The organism is Streptosporangium sp. NPDC048886 (assembly GCF_055586905.1).
On the sequence record NZ_JBVJHH010000033.1, the window covers coordinates 1 to 15,602 of the forward strand.

Annotated in this window: 14 protein-coding genes and 1 riboswitch; of the genes, 1 reads left to right on the forward strand and 13 read right to left on the reverse strand. The window is 73.7% G+C overall.

The genetic code is table 11. The annotated features are described in order from the left end of the window. A partial coding sequence (locus tag ACZ6R6_RS33535) for a HAMP domain-containing sensor histidine kinase (RefSeq protein ID WP_470100188.1) occupies nucleotides 1–1,283 on the forward strand: 1,283 nt, incomplete at its 5' end. Between the two features lie 492 nt (nucleotides 1,284–1,775). Here the strand turns inward: ACZ6R6_RS33535 and ACZ6R6_RS33540 are convergent. The 13 genes from ACZ6R6_RS33540 to ACZ6R6_RS33600 all read right to left on the reverse strand — a co-directional run bounded on the left by ACZ6R6_RS33540 (nucleotide 1,776) and on the right by ACZ6R6_RS33600 (nucleotide 15,566). Then, nucleotides 1,776–2,234 carry a PH domain-containing protein gene (locus tag ACZ6R6_RS33540; protein ID WP_470100190.1) on the reverse strand — a complete coding sequence of 153 codons (459 nt, stop codon included), beginning with the start codon at nucleotides 2,232–2,234 and terminating at the stop codon, nucleotides 1,776–1,778. Between the two features lie 217 nt (nucleotides 2,235–2,451). Next, entirely contained in the window at nucleotides 2,452–2,922 is a 471-nt protein-coding gene (ribH, locus tag ACZ6R6_RS33545) for a 6,7-dimethyl-8-ribityllumazine synthase (protein WP_470100192.1), read from the reverse strand. Between the two features lie 55 nt (nucleotides 2,923–2,977). Then, entirely contained in the window at nucleotides 2,978–4,192 is a 1,215-nt protein-coding gene (locus tag ACZ6R6_RS33550) for a bifunctional 3,4-dihydroxy-2-butanone-4-phosphate synthase/GTP cyclohydrolase II (RefSeq protein WP_470100194.1), read from the reverse strand. Then, entirely contained in the window at nucleotides 4,189–4,851 is a 663-nt protein-coding gene (locus ACZ6R6_RS33555; protein ID WP_470100196.1) for a nicotinamide mononucleotide transporter family protein, read from the reverse strand. Before ACZ6R6_RS33555 ends, ACZ6R6_RS33550 begins: the two co-directional genes overlap by 4 nt. Beyond that, on the reverse strand, nucleotides 4,838–5,455 hold the full coding sequence (locus ACZ6R6_RS33560; protein ID WP_470100198.1) for a riboflavin synthase: 618 nt from the start codon (nucleotides 5,453–5,455) through the stop codon (nucleotides 4,838–4,840). The genes ACZ6R6_RS33555 and ACZ6R6_RS33560 overlap by 14 nt, the downstream gene beginning before the upstream one ends. Next, nucleotides 5,456–6,592 carry a bifunctional diaminohydroxyphosphoribosylaminopyrimidine deaminase/5-amino-6-(5-phosphoribosylamino)uracil reductase RibD gene (gene ribD, locus ACZ6R6_RS33565; RefSeq protein ID WP_470100200.1) on the reverse strand — a complete coding sequence of 379 codons (1,137 nt, stop codon included), beginning with the start codon at nucleotides 6,590–6,592 and terminating at the stop codon, nucleotides 5,456–5,458. Between the two features lie 103 nt (nucleotides 6,593–6,695). Further along, nucleotides 6,696–6,826: riboswitch (FMN riboswitch) on the reverse strand. A 381-nt stretch (nucleotides 6,827–7,207) separates the two neighbouring features. Beyond that, on the reverse strand, nucleotides 7,208–8,035 hold the full coding sequence (locus ACZ6R6_RS33570; RefSeq protein WP_470100202.1) for an oxygenase MpaB family protein: 828 nt from the start codon (nucleotides 8,033–8,035) through the stop codon (nucleotides 7,208–7,210). 163 nt (nucleotides 8,036–8,198) lie between these two features. Beyond that, nucleotides 8,199–8,855, reverse strand: coding sequence for a ribulose-phosphate 3-epimerase (rpe, locus tag ACZ6R6_RS33575; RefSeq protein ID WP_306857721.1), 657 nt, complete (start codon nucleotides 8,853–8,855; stop codon nucleotides 8,199–8,201). Between the two features lie 237 nt (nucleotides 8,856–9,092). Beyond that, complete coding sequence (locus ACZ6R6_RS33580; RefSeq protein ID WP_470100204.1) at nucleotides 9,093–10,901, reverse strand: RsmB/NOP family class I SAM-dependent RNA methyltransferase; 1,809 nt, start codon at nucleotides 10,899–10,901, stop codon at nucleotides 9,093–9,095. Between the two features lie 5 nt (nucleotides 10,902–10,906). Then, nucleotides 10,907–11,836 carry a methionyl-tRNA formyltransferase gene (gene fmt / locus ACZ6R6_RS33585; RefSeq protein WP_470100206.1) on the reverse strand — a complete coding sequence of 310 codons (930 nt, stop codon included), beginning with the start codon at nucleotides 11,834–11,836 and terminating at the stop codon, nucleotides 10,907–10,909. 5 nt (nucleotides 11,837–11,841) lie between these two features. Further along, on the reverse strand, nucleotides 11,842–12,390 hold the full coding sequence (def, locus tag ACZ6R6_RS33590; protein ID WP_470100208.1) for a peptide deformylase: 549 nt from the start codon (nucleotides 12,388–12,390) through the stop codon (nucleotides 11,842–11,844). Between the two features lie 104 nt (nucleotides 12,391–12,494). Then, nucleotides 12,495–13,880: a hypothetical protein gene (locus tag ACZ6R6_RS33595; protein ID WP_470100210.1), complete on the reverse strand. Its 1,386-nt coding sequence runs from the start codon at nucleotides 13,878–13,880 to the stop codon at nucleotides 12,495–12,497. Between the two features lie 39 nt (nucleotides 13,881–13,919). Further along, on the reverse strand, nucleotides 13,920–15,566 hold the full coding sequence (locus ACZ6R6_RS33600) for a hypothetical protein (protein ID WP_470100212.1): 1,647 nt from the start codon (nucleotides 15,564–15,566) through the stop codon (nucleotides 13,920–13,922). Between the last annotated feature and the right edge of the window lie 36 nt (nucleotides 15,567–15,602).

Here is a 15,602-nt window from a genome sequence, read left to right on the forward strand (position 1 = left end):
GCCGGATGAGACGGCGGCTGGCCCTGCTCGCGGTGGCGACCACCTCGCTGGTCCTGGTCGCCTTCCTCGTGCCGCTGGCCATGCTGGTGAGCACGGTCGCCGCCGAGCGGGCCACCGCCGAGGCCACCGTCCGGGCGCAGTCCCTGGCCGCCCTGGTCGCCCTCGGCGACCGGGGCAGCCTCGACGCCACCCTGCGGCAGGTCAACGGCTCCGGCGGCACGCCGATCACGGTCTTCCTGCCCGACCGCACCTCCCTCGGCGTCCCGGCCCCCTGGGACCACGCGGTCGAGCTGGCCGCGCGCGGGCGCAGCATCACCGTGGAGACCCCGACCGGCCGGGAGATCCTGGTGGCCGTCCAGGGCGGGGCCGGCGGCACCTCGGTCATCCGTACGTTCGTGAGCACCTGGCAGCTCCGGCAGGGGGTGGGGCGGGCGTGGCTGGTGCTCGGCCTGATCGGGCTGGCGCTGCTCGTGGTCGGCATCGTCGTCGCCGACCGGCTCGCCCGCTCGCTGACCCAGCCGGTCAAGCAGGTCGCCGGGGTCTCCCGCCGGCTGGCCCGCGGCGACCTGGACGCGCGGGTGGACCCGGCGGGCCCACCGGAGATCCGCGACGTCGGCACCGCCCTCAACCATCTGGCCACGCGCATCCGCGAGCTGCTCACCCGCGAGCGCGAGGCGGTCGCCGACCTGTCCCACCAGCTCCGCACGCCGGTCACGGCGCTGCGGCTGGAGGCCGAGACCCTGCGCGACAAGGACGAGGCGGCCCGGGTGGGAGAGGCCGTCGACACCCTGGAACGCATGGTCACCCAGGTCATCCGGGAGGCCCGCCGGTTCCGCGGCGGCGGCGTGGCCCGCTGCGACGCCACCGCGGTGATCACCGACCGGGTCACCTTCTGGTCGGCGCTCGCCGAGGACCAGGACCGGCCGGTACGGCTGCGCATCCCCGGCACCCCGCTCCCCGCCGGGGTCAGCGCGCAGGACCTGGCGGCCTGCGCCGACCTGCTGCTGGAGAACGTGTTCGCCCACACCCCCGACGGCACGCCCTTCACCGTCGAGCTGGCGTCCGGGCCGGACGGGGGCGCGGTGCTGACGATCACCGACGAGGGGCCCGGGTTCTCCTACCCGGTGCCGGTCGACCGCGGGACGAGCGGCAGGTCCTCCACCGGCCTGGGCCTCGACATCGCCCGCCGTACCGCGGAGGGCTCCGGCGGCCGGCTGCGGGCGGGCCCGTCCCCGTCGGGCGGGGCCGAGATCACCCTGGAGTTCGGCCCGGCGGCGTCCTGACGGCCCGGCCACGTCCGCACGGCAGGGCGGGCGGCGCCCCGGCGGCGTCTTAACGATTCGTTAGGGACGCCGCAGTGTTTCGCTATCCGCCGCCCTGGCAGCCTTGAGAGGTCATCGGGCTCCCGACATCGCGGGACGCCGAGGGGAGGGTCCACCGGATCCGGAAGACCCCGGCGGCCGGCGACGGTGACACGGCTGCTTCACGGAAGCCCTCCGAGCCGGCGGAGCGAGATCCGCGGCGCGGAGGGGCGGCAGCCCGGGAGAGGCAACCAGGACGTCCGCGATCAGGAGGACGGCAGTCAGAGCGGCGACAACGGAACCTATCTGTCTATTGAGATCACGTCGCGTGCGGCCGTGTCCCTCACCCCTGCGGGGTGGGGGCGCGGCCGTGTCCGCGGCGGACCGGATCCGCGGAGGCCGGCCTCCGGCGGCGCCGGGAGCCGGGGAGCGCCCTGCGGGCCCTCCGCCCGCCGCGCTCGCCCGGATGGCGCCCTACCGGGTCTCCTCGGCCTCGCCGCGTTCGCGGATGAGCGCGGCGAACTCGCGCACCTGCCGTACGGTCCGGTCCTTCTCCGACCCCTGGAGCCCCACGGCCCCGATCGTCGCCCCGTCGGTGAAGTCGATCTTCGCCCAGGGCTCGTTCTGCACCAGCGTGACCCCCAGCACCTCCGGCCACTCGTAGCGGTGCACCCGCAGCGGGTTGACCACGGTGACCCCCTGCTCGTCGGCCTCCACCCGGCAGCGCCCCAGCAGGTGCAGCAGCCCGGCGATCAGCCCGCCGAGCACCACCATGGCGACCCTGTCGACCAGGGTGAACGGCGGCGGCAGGAAGACCGCCATCAGCAGTGCCCCGAGCACGATCACCGCCGCGAAGCCGTACGCCACGATCCGGCCCTTCTTCGGCCGCCACACAACGGGCAGCTCAGGCGGAGAGACGCTCTCGGGGCTCACTTGGAGATCACGTTCCTTCGGGAAAATCGCCGGTCACAACCGGTGTGACTGCCGACACCGTGCCGAATGAAATTTACCGCACCACCCCGCCGGCCCTGACTCCGCACGGGAAGGCCGGACATACCACCTTTTCCGCTTTCCTTCCTCCGCCGCGGAGCGTGACGGGCCGCACGCGGTGCGGCGGAGGAGGGGAAGGGCACGCCTCCGGTCCCGCCGGTCAGCCCCGGAGGTCCCTCAGCAGCAGGGCGGTCTCCAGCGCGGCCACGGTGGCCTCGTATCCCTTGTCCTCGTGGCTGCCCGGCAGCCCGGAGCGGTCGACGGCCTGGTCGAGGGACTCGCAGGTCAGCACACCGTTGCCGACCGGGGTCTCCTCGTCGAGGGAGACCCTGGTCAGCCCCGAGGTCACCGAGTCGCACACGTAGTCGAAGTGGGCGGTCTCCCCCCGGATCACGGCGCCCAGCGCGACGACCGCGTCGCACCGCCTGGCCAGGGCCTGGGCCACGACCGGGATCTCCAGGGTCCCGGCCACGCGCACCACGGTCACGGCGGCGCCGCTGTCCTCGCCGGCCTGTACGGCGCGGGCCACGAGCTGGTCGGTGATCTTCTCGTGCCAGCGGGCGGCCACGATGCCGACGGCCAGCCCCCCGGCCTCGACGGCCGCCGCCGCCGGCCGGCCGGTGCCGCTCATGCCGGCCCCCCACCCAGGGGTCCGGGGTGCGCCTGGGCGGGCGCGTCCTGCCTGATCATGCGTTCTCCTCGTGGATGTCGTGGCCGAGGCGCTCGCGCTTGGCCGCCAGGTATTTCTCGTTGTAGGGGTTCGTCGCCACCGGCATCGGCTCGCGGCCGAGCACCTTGATGCCGTATCCGTCCATGCCCCGCGTCTTGGCCGGGTTGTTGGTCAGCAGCCGTACCGACTTGATGCCCAGCTCCGCGAGGATCTGGGCGGCGTTGGAGAACTCCCGGGCGTCCACCGGCAGCCCGAGCTCCAGGTTGGCGTCCACGGTGTCCCTGCCGTCGTCCTGCAGGCTGTAGGCCTTGAGCTTGGCCAGCAGGCCGATCCCGCGCCCCTCGTGCCCGCGCAGGTAGACGACCACGCCCCGGCCCTCGGCGGCGATCTCCGACATCGCGTGGTCGAGCTGGACCCCGCAGTCGCACCGCAGCGACCCCAGCACGTCCCCGGTCAGGCACTCGGAGTGCGCGCGGACCAGGATGTTCTCCCCGTCCTCGAGGTCGCCGTAGACCAGTGCCACATGCTCGCCGCCGTCCAGCGCGCTCGCGTAGCCGTAGGCGCGCCACATCCCGTACTTGTTCGGCAGGAGCGTCTCGGCGACCCGGGTCACCATCCGCTCGCTGCGCCGCCTGAACTCCACGAGCTGGTCGATCGAGACCAGTGCCAGGTCGTGCTCGTCGCAGAACTCGCGCAGCTCCGGCAGCCGCTTCATGGTCCCGTCGTCGTTGACGATCTCGGCCAGCGAGCCCGACGGGCTCAGCCCCGCGAGCCTGGCCAGGTCCACGGCCGCCTCGGTGTGGCCGCGCCGGACCAGCACGCCGCCCTCGCGGTAGCGGAGCGGGAACACGTGGCCGGGCCGGACCAGCTCGAACGGCTCGGTCGCCGAGTCGCACAGGGTGCGGATCGTCTTGGCCCGGTCCGCGGCCGAGATGCCGGTGCTCACCCCGTCCCGGGCGTCCACACTGATCGTGTAGGCGGTGCGGAGGCGTTCCTTGTTGTCGTGCACCATCAGCGGCAGGCCGAGGCGGTCGAGGTCCTCCCCGCGCATCGACACGCAGATCACGCCGCTGGTGTGCCGGATGGTGAAGGCCAGCAGCTCCGGCGTGGCCTTCGCCGAGGCGAAGATGAGGTCGCCCTCGTTCTCGCGGTTCTCGTCGTCGACGACCACGACGGGCCTGCCCTCACGGATGTCGGCGATCGCCCTCTCGATCGGGTCCAGCTTGATCACACCGCCTCCTTGGGAACGAGTACGGCCCTCGACCGGTACTCCTTTAGCCAGTTGAAGAATCCGACCAGGACGAGCACGAAGAACACCCCGTACACCGCCCCGGAGACGACCAGTCCCGAGCTGAAGGCCAGCGGTACGCCGACCAGGTCCACGGCGATCCAGATCAGCCAGAAGTCGACCAGCGCCCGCCCCTGGGCCCAGGTGGCGACCGCGCTGCCGACGAAGATGTAGGCGTCGGCGGCGACCAGGAGGTATCCCTTGGGCGGCGGGACGAACGCGCCCCAGGACAGCTGCGTGACGTAGAAGACGACGGCGACCAGGACCGTGCCCACGGCCATGACCCCGACCAGCGCGAGCCGCTCCAGGACCGTCGCGGGGCGCACGGCCAGCTCCCGGCCGTTCTGGGTGCCGCGCGTCCAGCGCCACCAGCCGTAGACGGCCAGGCCGCCGAACATGAGCTGCTTGAGGGCGTTGCCGGTGATGTGCGCGTTGACCGAGGCGATGAACAGCAGCACCGAGCCGGCGAGCTGGACCGGCCAGGTCCAGATCGACTTGCGGATGGCCAGCAGCACGGTGGCCAGGGCGGCCACGTTGCCGACCAGGTCCGTCCAGAGGAGCCTGGTCCCGAAGAGCTCGAACCCCGCCTCAGCCCAGTTCACGGCCCGCCCCCAGGCCGTAGGCGCCCACGAGCTTCTCCACGTGCTTGGCGATCACGTCGACCTCGAGGTTCACCGGGTCGCCCGGCTGCTTGGCGCCCAGGGTGGTGAGCTGCAGGGTGGTCGGGATCAGGCTGACGGCGAACCCGTCGCCGTCCACGCCGGCCACGGTCAGGCTGACGCCGTCGACCGCGATCGAGCCCTTCTCGACCACGTAGCGGTTCAGCTCGGCCGGGAGCGAGACGCGGACGACCTCCCAGTGCTCGGCGGGCTCGCGGGACAGCAGCGTCCCGGTCCCGTCCACGTGGCCCTGCACGATGTGGCCGCCCAGCCGCTGGTCGGCGCGGACCGCGCGCTCCAGGTTGACCCGGTCGCCGGGCCGCAGCGCCCCCAGGCAGCTGCGGTCCAGGGTCTCCTTCATCACGTCGGCGGTGAACACCTCGCCGTCCACCTCCACCACGGTCAGGCAGACCCCGTTGACGGCGATCGAGTCGCCGTGCCCGGCGTCGGCCGTGACGACCTTGCCGCGGATCGACATCCGGGCCGCCTCCCGCAGGGGCTCGATCGCGGCGATCTCGCCCAGTTCCTCAACGATTCCGGTGAACATTCACAACTCCTTCAGAGGTACCGGCCGGGCGGTCAGACGCAGGTCCGGCCCGGTGGGGGTGACATCCTCGAACTCCAGTCGGTGGGTCTCGGCGATCGTGGCGACGCCAGCCGGGCCGAGCGCGGCCGGCCCGGCGCCCAGCAGCGCCGGGGCGAGGTAGCCGACGACCCGGTCGATCAGCCCCTCCTTCAGGAAGGAACCCGCCAGGGTCGGCCCGCCTTCCAGCAGCACGCTGACGATCTGGCGGCGGTGCAGCTCGGCCAGGAGCCCGGCCAGGTCGATCCCGTACGGCCGCCGCCGCGCGAGCCGCACCACCTCGGTCCGGGCCGCGAGCGCGCCGGCGTCGGCGTCGGCGGCGACCGCCACCAGCGTCGGCGCCCGGCCGTCCAGGACGCGGGCGGCGGGCGGGGTGCGGGCGTCGCTGTCGACGACCACGCGGAGCAGCGGCCTGGCGGCGGGCGCGCCCTGCCCGGCGGGCGGGGCGGGGTCCTCGCCGGCGGAGGGCGCCGGTGGGCGGCGGACGGTGAGCCGGGGGTCGTCGGCCAGGACGGTGCCGATGCCCGCGACGATCGCGTCGGCCTCGCCGCGCAGGCGGTGCACGTCTGCGCGGGACTCGGGAGAGGTGATCCACTGGCTGGTGCCGTCGGCGGCGGCCGAGCGGCCGTCCAGCGTGGCGGCGTACTTCCAGGTGACGTGTGGCCGGCCGAGCCGGACCGAGGTCAGCCACTCGGCGTTGCCGCGCTCGGCCTCCCCGGTGAGCACGCCGGTGGCGACCGCCACGCCGTGCCGCCTGAGCCGGTCGGCGCCGCCGGCCGCCGCCGGATTGGGGTCGCTCACCGCGACGACGACGCGGGCGACGCCCGCCTCCAGCAGGGCGAGCGAGCAGGGCCCGGTCCGGCCGGTGTGGTCGCAGGGTTCGAGGGTGACGTACGCGGTGCCGCCCCTGGCACGCTCCCCGGCGGCGCGCAGCGCGACCACCTCGGCGTGCGGACCGCCGGCGTAGGCGTGGAAGCCCTCCCCCGCGACCTGGCCGGAGGCGTCGAGGACGACACATCCGACGACGGGGTTGGGGCTGGTGGTGCCGCGCCCGCGCGCGGCGAGCTCGATCGCCCGGCGCATGTGCGCCTGATCAGTCACCCGGGTCTCCTACTCGCCAGTAGCTTTCTCTGCCACGGCGGGCCCCGGGGGATCACGGATGCATGCATCCAGTCAGCGGAGGGTGCCCGAAGACACACTCCGCTCGCGCGCTTCCTCCCATCCGGACTTTAACCGTCGGTCCCGGAATTCCACCGGGTCAACCGGTCGATGGATTCGACCGGGTCGCGGACTGTAACCGCCGGTTCGGACTTTCACCGACCCCGGAGCACGCTTCTTGCCAGCGGTTCGCCACCCCTGACGGGAGGCTCCCCGTACATCAGTGTGCCATGTCCGGCAAACGGGAGGAACACCCCTATGCCAGGAAAACAAGCGAGCGCTTGGTTAAATCAGTGAATGCGCAGGCCGGAGGGGATGGACGGGCCGTTCAGGGGTGTCCGCGATCGTTCGGGACCGTTCGGGAGTGTTCGGACCGCTTGAAGCCGTCGGCCAGGCGTCGCACGATCTGTTCATCCCCTCCCGCCGGCGTGGAGCGGTCCCCGAAAACTCCTCCACGCCGGCGCGCCTCCCCCTCCCCGCACAGCCGGAAGGAGCCGGCCACCGACGGAGCGCCCCGGGCGGGACGGGCGGGACGGACGCCTTCCACGGCCGGGCGGACTAGGCGGCCCGGCCGTCCGTCACCCGCCGCGCCCTGCGGGCGTCCGGGGCGTATCTGACCGGGGCGGGCACCAGGCCGATCCCGGCGTGCAGACCCTTCAGCGTGGCCGTCGCCCACAGGTCGCCGAGCGGCGTGGCCGGCAGGCCGTACAGCCTGCGGGCCCAGCGCGGCAGGGTCGCGAAGGCCAGCACGGTCAGCATCGGGATGACCGGCTTGAGCGGGAGCAGGTACGGCGGCAGCGGCGCACCGAGGGATTGACTGAGAGATTGGCGGAGCGGATGTGGCACTTCTGGAACGAAGTAAAGCCCAGGACGGCGACCCTGGATGTAGTCGCGCATCTCACCGACCGAACCGGGCACGTCCTGCGGGCGCAGGCCGACGACCTCGGCGGCACGCCGCCATTCGTCCACGAACCGGTCGGCCTCCTCGTCGGTCAGACGCACCCCCGCCCGGCGGGCGACCGACAGGTAGGAGTCGACCTCGCCGACATGGACCCATAGGAGCGCGTCGGGATCGTCGAGGCGGAAACGCTCACCGGTGTCGGGATCGAGCGCGGTGAGCCGGGAGTGGATCTTCCTGACCCGGGCGCCGGCCTTGGCGACCTCGGCACGCGTGCCGTAGGTGCGCACCCGGACGAACTCGGTGGTGCGCAGGAAGCGGGACCACGCCTCGGAGGGGTCCATGAGCGCGGAGTTCTGCGCGACCCCGCGCATCGCCCGCGGGTGCAGCCCCTGCATGAGCAGCGCCCGGAAACCCCCGACCAGCAGGATCGGCTCTCCCATCACCCGCCAGGTCACCGAACCCGGCCCGAACAGTCCGTGGTCCATGAACCACCTCCTCTGTAAGTGGGTGGTTACCCCAACCGCCGGGAGCGACACGTGACACAACCATGACATCACCGGGACGGCCCCGTCGCGGAACCGGGTGCCCGTCGCGGCCCCGTGGCCGGACAGGTCCCGGCGCCGGACGGGGCGGCGCGGGGCGGGGGGATCAGGCCTTGTCCGCCAGGGAGCGCAGGCCGTCCACCGCGCGGGCCGGGTCGTCGGCGCCGTAGACGGCGTTGCCCGCCACGAAGACGTCGGCCCCCGCCTCGGCGCAGCGCTCGATGGTCTGCTCCGACACCCCGCCGTCCACCTGCAGCCAGATCTGGCCGCCGTGCTTGTCGATCAGGGCGCGGGCCCGGCGGATCTTCGGCAGGACCACGTCGAGGAACTTCTGGCCGCCGAACCCGGGCTCGACGGTCATCAGCAGCAACATGTCGATCTCGCCGAGCAGGTCCTCGTACGGCTCGATCGGGGTGGCCGGGTTCAGCGCGAAGCCGGCGCGGGCCCCGGCGGCGCGGATCTGGCGCAGGGTGCGGACCGGGGCCTTGGACGCCTCGGCGTGAATGGTCACGCTGCCCACCCCGGCCTCGGCGTAGGCCGGGGCCCAGCGGTCCGGATCCTCGATCATGAGATGGCAGTCGAGCGGTGTCGAGGTGGCCCTGAGCAGGGACTCGACAACCGGCAGACCGAGTGTCAGGTTGGGCACGAAGTGGTTGTCCATGACGTCCACGTGCAGCCAGTCGGCGTTGGGGACCGCCGCGGCCGCCTCGGCGAGGCGGGCGAAGTCGGCGGACAGGATGCTGGGCGAGATCTGTACGGCCATGATGCGGCCGAGTCTATTGCGCGACCGCCGTCCGCCCGTCACCGGCAGGCGGCCGGTGGCCGGCCGGTCCGGGAGGCGGCCGATCCGGGAGGCGGCCGACGGCCGGTGGCCGGACGGATCCGGGAGGCGCGCCTGCCCGGAGATGCGCGCAACCACCGGAGGAACCTCGCTGAGGGTCTCCTTGGACGACCTGGTCGTCTCCCGGAACCGCCCGTCGCCCGGGCGACGGGCGGCCGGTCAGCGGCGGCGCAGCAGCGTGAGGAACATCCCGTCGGTGCCGTGACGGTGGGGCCAGAACTGGACGTGGGGCCCCTCGCCCAGGCCCTCCACCTCGGGGAGGTAGGCCCGGGCGTCGAGGGTCTCCACGTCGTCGCGGTGGCGCAGGACGTCGCCGACCACCGCCGTGGTCTCGGCCAGGTGGGGCGAGCAGGTGACGTAGGCGACGACCCCTCCGGGACGGACGGCCTCCAGCGCCGAGGCGAGCAGCTCGCGCTGGAGCCTGCCCAGGTCCGGGAGGCTGCGGGGATCGCGCCGCCAGCGGGCCTCCGGACGGCGGCGCAGGGCGCCCAGGCCGGTGCAGGGGGCGTCGACCATGACCCGGTCGAAGACCCCGGGACGCCAGGCGGGGACCGTGCCGTCGGCGGTGATCACCGCGGCCTCGCGGGTGGTCTGCCGGACCAGGCGGGCGCGGTGGTACTGCAGCTCGGCGGCCAGGAGATTGGCCCCGCCCGGGAAGGCGGCGGGACCGGACGCCCCGCCCGGCCCACCGGGCGCCGCGGCCCCTCCACCCGGCCCACCGGGCACCGCGACCGCTCCCGACGGCCCACCCGGCTCGCCCGACGCCCCGCCCGGCTCACCGGACGCGGACGCGGGGCCGGACGGCTCCCGGGAGGCCGCCGGGAGAGCGGCTCCGTGGACGGCGATGGCGTCCAGCAGGCCCGCCTTGCCGCCGGGGCCCGCGCACAGGTCGAGCCAGCGGGAGTCGCCGCCGGTCACCGGGACGCGGGTCAGCGCCAGGGCGACGAGCTGGCTGGCCTCGTCCTGGACGGCGGCGCGCGCCTCGGCCACGGCGAGGACGGAGCCGGGGTCGCCCTCCGGCAGGTAGGCCGCGTAGGGGGAGTATCGGGCCGGCTGGGCGCCGGAGGCGAGGAGCTCCTCGACCGACGCGCGGCCGGGCCGGGCGACCAGGGTGACCCGGGGGCGCTCGTTGTCGGCGGCCAGCAGGGCGGCCGTCTCGTCGAAGTCGCCGCCCACGGCGTCGCGCATCGCGGTGACGATCCACCGGGGGTGGCTGTACGCCACGGCGAGGTAGCCGACCGGGTCCTCGCCGGGATCGGGGGCCACGATCGGCAGCCACTGCTCCAGGGAGCGGCCGGCGACCTTGCGCAGCACGGCGTTGGCGTATTTCGACGCGCCGGTGCCCACCCGCAGGCGCACCAGGTCGACGGTCGTGCCCACGGCGGCGTGCGGGGGGACCCGGGTCTTGAGCAGCTGGTGCACGCCCAGGCGGATCGCGTCGAGCAGCGGCGGGTCCAGGTCCTCGGGGGCGCGGTCGCTGCAGGCCGCGATGACCTCGTCGTAGGTGCCCAGGCCACGCAGGGTGCCGTAGGCCAGCTCGGTGGCCAGGCCCGCGTCCCGCCCGGACAGGCGGCGCTCGCGCAGCAGCGTGGGCATCAGCAGGTTGGCGTAGGCGTCCCGCTCGTCCACGGCGCGCAGCAGGTCGTAGGCGGCGTTGCGGGCCTCGTCACGGGCCGGTCGGGGCGGACGGCCGCCCCGGCCCCCGCCCTGCCCCCGGCCGCCGCCCTGAGCACCCCGGCCACCGCCGGAGCCCCGGCCGCCGGACCCACCGGACTGACCCGCGCCCCGGCCACCGCTGAACCCGCCGCCCTGAGCACCCCGGCCACCGCCGGAGCCCTGGCCGCCGGACCCGCCCGGCTGGCCCGCGCCCCGGCTCCCGCCGCCCCCCTGGCCCCGGCCGCCGCCGGCGCTCTGGCCGCCGCGTGAGTGGTCGCCGGGACCACGCCCGCCGTTCCCCCGATCGTTCATGATCTCTAGCCCAGCCGATCTTCGTCTGCGGGCCGCACGCCGCGGGCCCACTCTCCCGCGCTCATCAGGCGCTTGCCCTGCGGCTGCACCTCGCCCAGCTCGACCGGATGGGTGGCCGTGCCGACCAGGACGGAGTGCTTGGCGGCCGCGATCCGCCCGGGCTCCAGGGCCGGGGCGTCCGGTGCCGGCCGTACCGGGCCGATCTTGACCCGCTGGCCGCGGAACTCCGTCCACGCGCCCGGGGCGGGCGTGCAGGCGCGGACGAGGCGGTCCACCCGCATGGCGGGCGCGGACCAGTCGATCCTGGCGTCGTCCACGTTGATCTTCGGTGCGAGGCTCACCCCCTCGGCGGGCTGGGGGACGGCCTCCAGCTCGCCGTCCTCGATCCCGTCGAGGGTCGCCACCAGCAGCCCGGCGCCGGACTCGGCGAGCCGGGCGAGCAGCTCGCCGCTGGTGTCGGCGGGCCGGACCTCCTCGGTCACGACGCCGTAGACCGGGCCGGCGTCCAGTTCTTTGACGATCCGGAAGGTGGCCGCGCCGGTGATCTCGTCACCGTGGAGCACGGCGTGCTGCACCGGGGCGGCGCCGCGCCAGGCGGGCAGCAGCGAGAAGTGGAGGTTGACCCAGCCGTGGCGCGGGACGTCCAGGGCGGACTGCGGCAGGAGCGCGCCGTAGGCCACCACCGGGCAGCAGTCGGGGTCGATCCGCCGCAGCCGCTCCAGGAACTCGGGGTCGCCCGCCTTCGGCGGCCTGAGGACCTCCACGCCCGCCTCCTCCGCCAGCTCGGCGACGGGGCTCGGGTGGACCCTGCGGCCCCGGCCCGACTGGGCGTCCGGCCGGGTGACGACGGCGACGACGTCGTGGCGGGGCGAGTCGAGCAGGGCCCGCAGCGAGGGCAGGGCGGTGTCCGGGGTTCCGGCGAAGACCAGGCGCAAGGTTGTTACAGAGCCTTCCCGTGGGTGGCGTGCGGAGAGAACTTGAACGCGGGCGCCGACAGCCCGCTCCACTCGGCCTCGCGGATCTCCTTCATGGCGAGCTTGCGCTGCTTGGGGTCCATCCGGTCGATGAACAGCACCCCGTCGAGGTGGTCGGTCTCATGCTGGAAACAGCGGGCCATCAGGTCGGTGCCCTCAAGGGTGACCGGCTCCCCGTGCATGTTGAAGCCCCTGGCCACGGCCCGGATCGCCCGGGGCGTGGGGAACGACAGGCCGGGGAAGGACAGGCAGCCCTCCTGGCCCTCCTCGTCCTTGTCGTCGGAGAGGTCGAGGTTGGGGTTGATCAGGTGCCCGAGCTGATCGTCCACGTAATAGGTGAAGACCCGCAGGCCGACCCCGATCTGCGGCGCGGCCAGCCCGGCACCGGGGGCGTCCATCATCGTGTCGGTCAGATCCTTGACGAGCTTGCGCAACTCCTTGTCGAAGTCCTTCACCGGCTCGGCCGGGGTGCGCAGCACGGGGTCGCCGAAAAGACGGATCGACTGAATGGCCAACAGGGCTCTCCTCACGCTTTTCGGGGGGATCCCCACAGTCTAAGGGCCGTAGGGAGTGTCCCTCGGATCTCTCCTGCCGCGGCCGCGGCCACGGGAGGGCGGCGCTAGCGCGAACGGGCCTTCATGGCCGCCTTCCGCGCGGCCTTGGCGACCGCCGCGTCGCGGTGGTGGGCGGCCAGCACGTCGAGCACCGCGATGGTGTCGGGGTGCTCGACCAGGGTCATCTCCTCGACGACGCGGATCAGGTCCTCACCGGGTTCGAGCATGTCGAACTCGTGCATCGCCTTGGGCGCGTTGCCGAGCTGGATCAGCGAGGCGAGCGTGTCGACCGCGAGCCAGGTGCTGTCGGCGGGCGTGAGGGCGGGCGCCGGCAGGTCGCGGATGTGCAGCCAGGAGGCGGCGTAGCGCCACATGGCCGGCTCGGCGAGCGCCTCCCTCAGCGGCGCCTCGGCCTCGGGGCCGAGCTCCTCCAGGATCGTGCCCACGGTGCCGCGCTGGCCGGCCGTGCCGGATGCGGCGATCTTGACCAGCTCGCGGGCGGCGGCCTCGGCGTGGCGCGACTCCAGCCACACGGTGACGGCGCTGGGGGCCGCGGAGCGCTCCGTGATCGCCTTGACCAGCTCGGCCGCGCCCAGGTCGGCGAAGACCGCGACCTCTGCGCCGGTGGGCGCGTCGTGGCCCTCGCGCAGCAGGTCCTGGCGGACCGCCCACATGCCCAGCGGGGTCAGCCGGGGCCAGCCCGCCTCCGACAGCTCGATGAGCCCGCAGTAACCCAGCAGCGACAGCGCGCCGTCCAGCTCGCCCGGGAGCGCGGCGGCCAGCGCCCGCATCTCGGCGGGACGGGCCTCGCAGGCCACCTCGTGCGACTGGAGGATGCCCTTGACCAGGGTGGCGGGAGACAGGCCGTCGCTCACGGCGTACATCGTGGCGAGCATCTCGGCGAGGTGGTCGTCCACCACCGAGGAACCGGTCAGGCTCTCGTCGGCGCGGTCGAGGACGTCCATCACCACGCCGTCCCAGAACCCCAGCAGCGCGGCGGAGGGCAGCTCGGCGGAGAGCGCCAGCGGGCCGGCCGTCACCACGCCCCGGGAGATGCGCAGCATGCCGGTGTTGACCGCGACGACCCAGAGCAGGTGCAGCCGCGCCGGGTTGGGCACCCCGAGCACGGCGCAGGGCAGGTAGGGGTCGGGCAGCAGGCCCTCGGGCGTCACCTCGCGGGTGCCGGTCCACGCCGCCAGCCGCTGGGCGTCCAGCACCAGCGGGACCCGGAGCACGGCGGAGGCGAGCTCGTCGTCGGGGGCGAGCACGACCGGCGGGAAGCTCAGCACCTCGCTGCCGCAGTCCGGGCAGTCGCAGTCCTTGTCGTCGGCGGAGGCCGCGTCGAGCACGGCCGCGCGCGCCTCACGGGGCCCCGATCCCAGCTCGTCGACCAGCCTGCGCAGTTCGCCGAGATCGAAGACGTTGCCGGTGGTGTTCCCGCTCTTTGCCACCCGTGAAACTTACTGCACTGGAGCCCCACGGGTGTACGGCTAGCCGATAGCGCGGGAGCGGGCTTTGAAGGCGGCCTTGCGGGCGGCCTTGGCCACGCTCTGGTCGTTCAGGGAGCGGCCCAGCAGCTCAAGGACCTCGACGACCTCGGGATGGTCCACCCGCCACATCTCCTCGATCACGTGCGCCGGCGGGCCGGAGGCGGCCATGTTCTCGGCGAAGGTCTCCGGGTCGTCCTCGGCGGCGGAGATGGCCAGGGCGAGCATGTCGACGCTCATCCACAGCACCTCCTCCTGGGAGAGCACCGGGGCGGCCAGGCCCCGGGAGGAGAGCCAGTGGACGGCGTGCGGGCGCAGCTCCGCCTCGTCGAGGTGCCGGCGGATCGCGGGCTCGGCCTCCGGGCCCAGCCGGTCCACGATCGTCACGGCGATGCCCCGCACGACCGAGGGCGCGCCGGAGGCGGCGTTCAGCAGCTCGGTGGCGGCCTCCTGCGGGCTCCTGCCCCGCAGCCAGCCCTCGATGTCGGCCTCGGCCAGCTCGGTGGGCATCCCCGACAGCAGCCCCTCGATGAGCTCGGAGGCGTCGGCGGCGGTCAGGTCGGCGGCCTCGGGCGCCTCGATGCCCAGGCCGGTGTAGTGCTCCCGCAGACCCCAGACGGCCAGCGCGCTCAGCTCCAGGGTCTCCTCGCTCCGCTCGGCGATCCCGCAGTAGGCCAACCCCCGTACGGCCTCGGCGATGTCCACCTCCTCGCCGTCGAGCAGCCCGATCTCCTCCAGGTATTCCATGACCAGGGGGATCGGCACCGGCGCCTGCAGGCGGTAGAGCATGTCGCACAGGCCGTAGAGCTCCTCGTCGAGGGACGCGGCGCCGGTCACGGCCCCGCCGGTCTCCTTCTCCACCAGGAACTCCACCACCGCGGCCCACGTGTCGAGCGGGTCGGGGTCCTCACCGTCGAAGATCGCGGTGCCCTCGACCTCGACGAGGCCGGTGTGCACCGCCAGCTCCCACAGGAAGCCGGGGTCGGCCACCGCGAGCTGGGCGGTCGCCTCGGCGGCGTCGCGGACCCGCAGCCGCCCCTTGACGGTCGGCGTGCGGCCGCCGGCCAGCATCCACTGGACCAGCCGCCGGACGTCGGTCACCAGGGGCACCCGGGAGGCGCTGCCGGCGAGCGTCTCGCGGGGCGCGGTCCGGACCGGGGGCAGGGGGGAGCAGCCGGGGCAGTCGCATGACTCGGTGTCGGCGGGCTCCTCCACCGCCGACACCGAGACGTCGCCCTGCTCCAGGGAGTCGGCGCCCATCGCGCTGAACAGGCTCTTGGCCATGCCGAACTTGGAGGTGTCGGCGAGCGCGATCGGCATCTCGGGCTCGATCCGGTCCAGGACGACCCGCATGCGGACGGCCATCTTGCCGCCGATCTCCTCGGTCGCCAGCAGGAAGTCGACCAGGGTGCGGGCGGCGGCGACGGTCTCGGGGGCGCTTTCCGGCGGGGCGATGACCTTGCGCGGGTAGATGTCGAGCAGCAGTTCCTCGAATGTGACCGGGGTGAAATCACCCAGCTCGTTCACGTTCAAATAATCGCTCGCGTAGTCGCAGAGCAGCCGCACCTCGTCCACGTCAACGTCCAGGCCGCGCGCGCGCCCCCACGCACGTAGATCGTCTACGGCCCGATTCACCCATTCGATCGACACAGGGGAAAATTAACGGCTTACTGTCAGCACCGCGAA

Coding starts and splice junctions, on each gene's coding strand:
- ribH (WP_470100192.1), bottom strand. CDS start 2,922: ATGAGCGGCACCGGCCGGCCGGCGGCGGCGGCCGTCGAGGCCGGGGGG.
- ACZ6R6_RS33560 (WP_470100198.1), bottom strand. CDS start 5,455: ATGTTCACCGGAATCGTTGAGGAACTGGGCGAGATCGCCGCGATCGAG.
- ACZ6R6_RS33570 (WP_470100202.1), bottom strand. CDS start 8,035: ATGGACCACGGACTGTTCGGGCCGGGTTCGGTGACCTGGCGGGTGATG.
- rpe (WP_306857721.1), bottom strand. CDS start 8,855: ATGGCCGTACAGATCTCGCCCAGCATCCTGTCCGCCGACTTCGCCCGC.
- ACZ6R6_RS33580 (WP_470100204.1), bottom strand. CDS start 10,901: ATGAACGATCGGGGGAACGGCGGGCGTGGTCCCGGCGACCACTCACGC.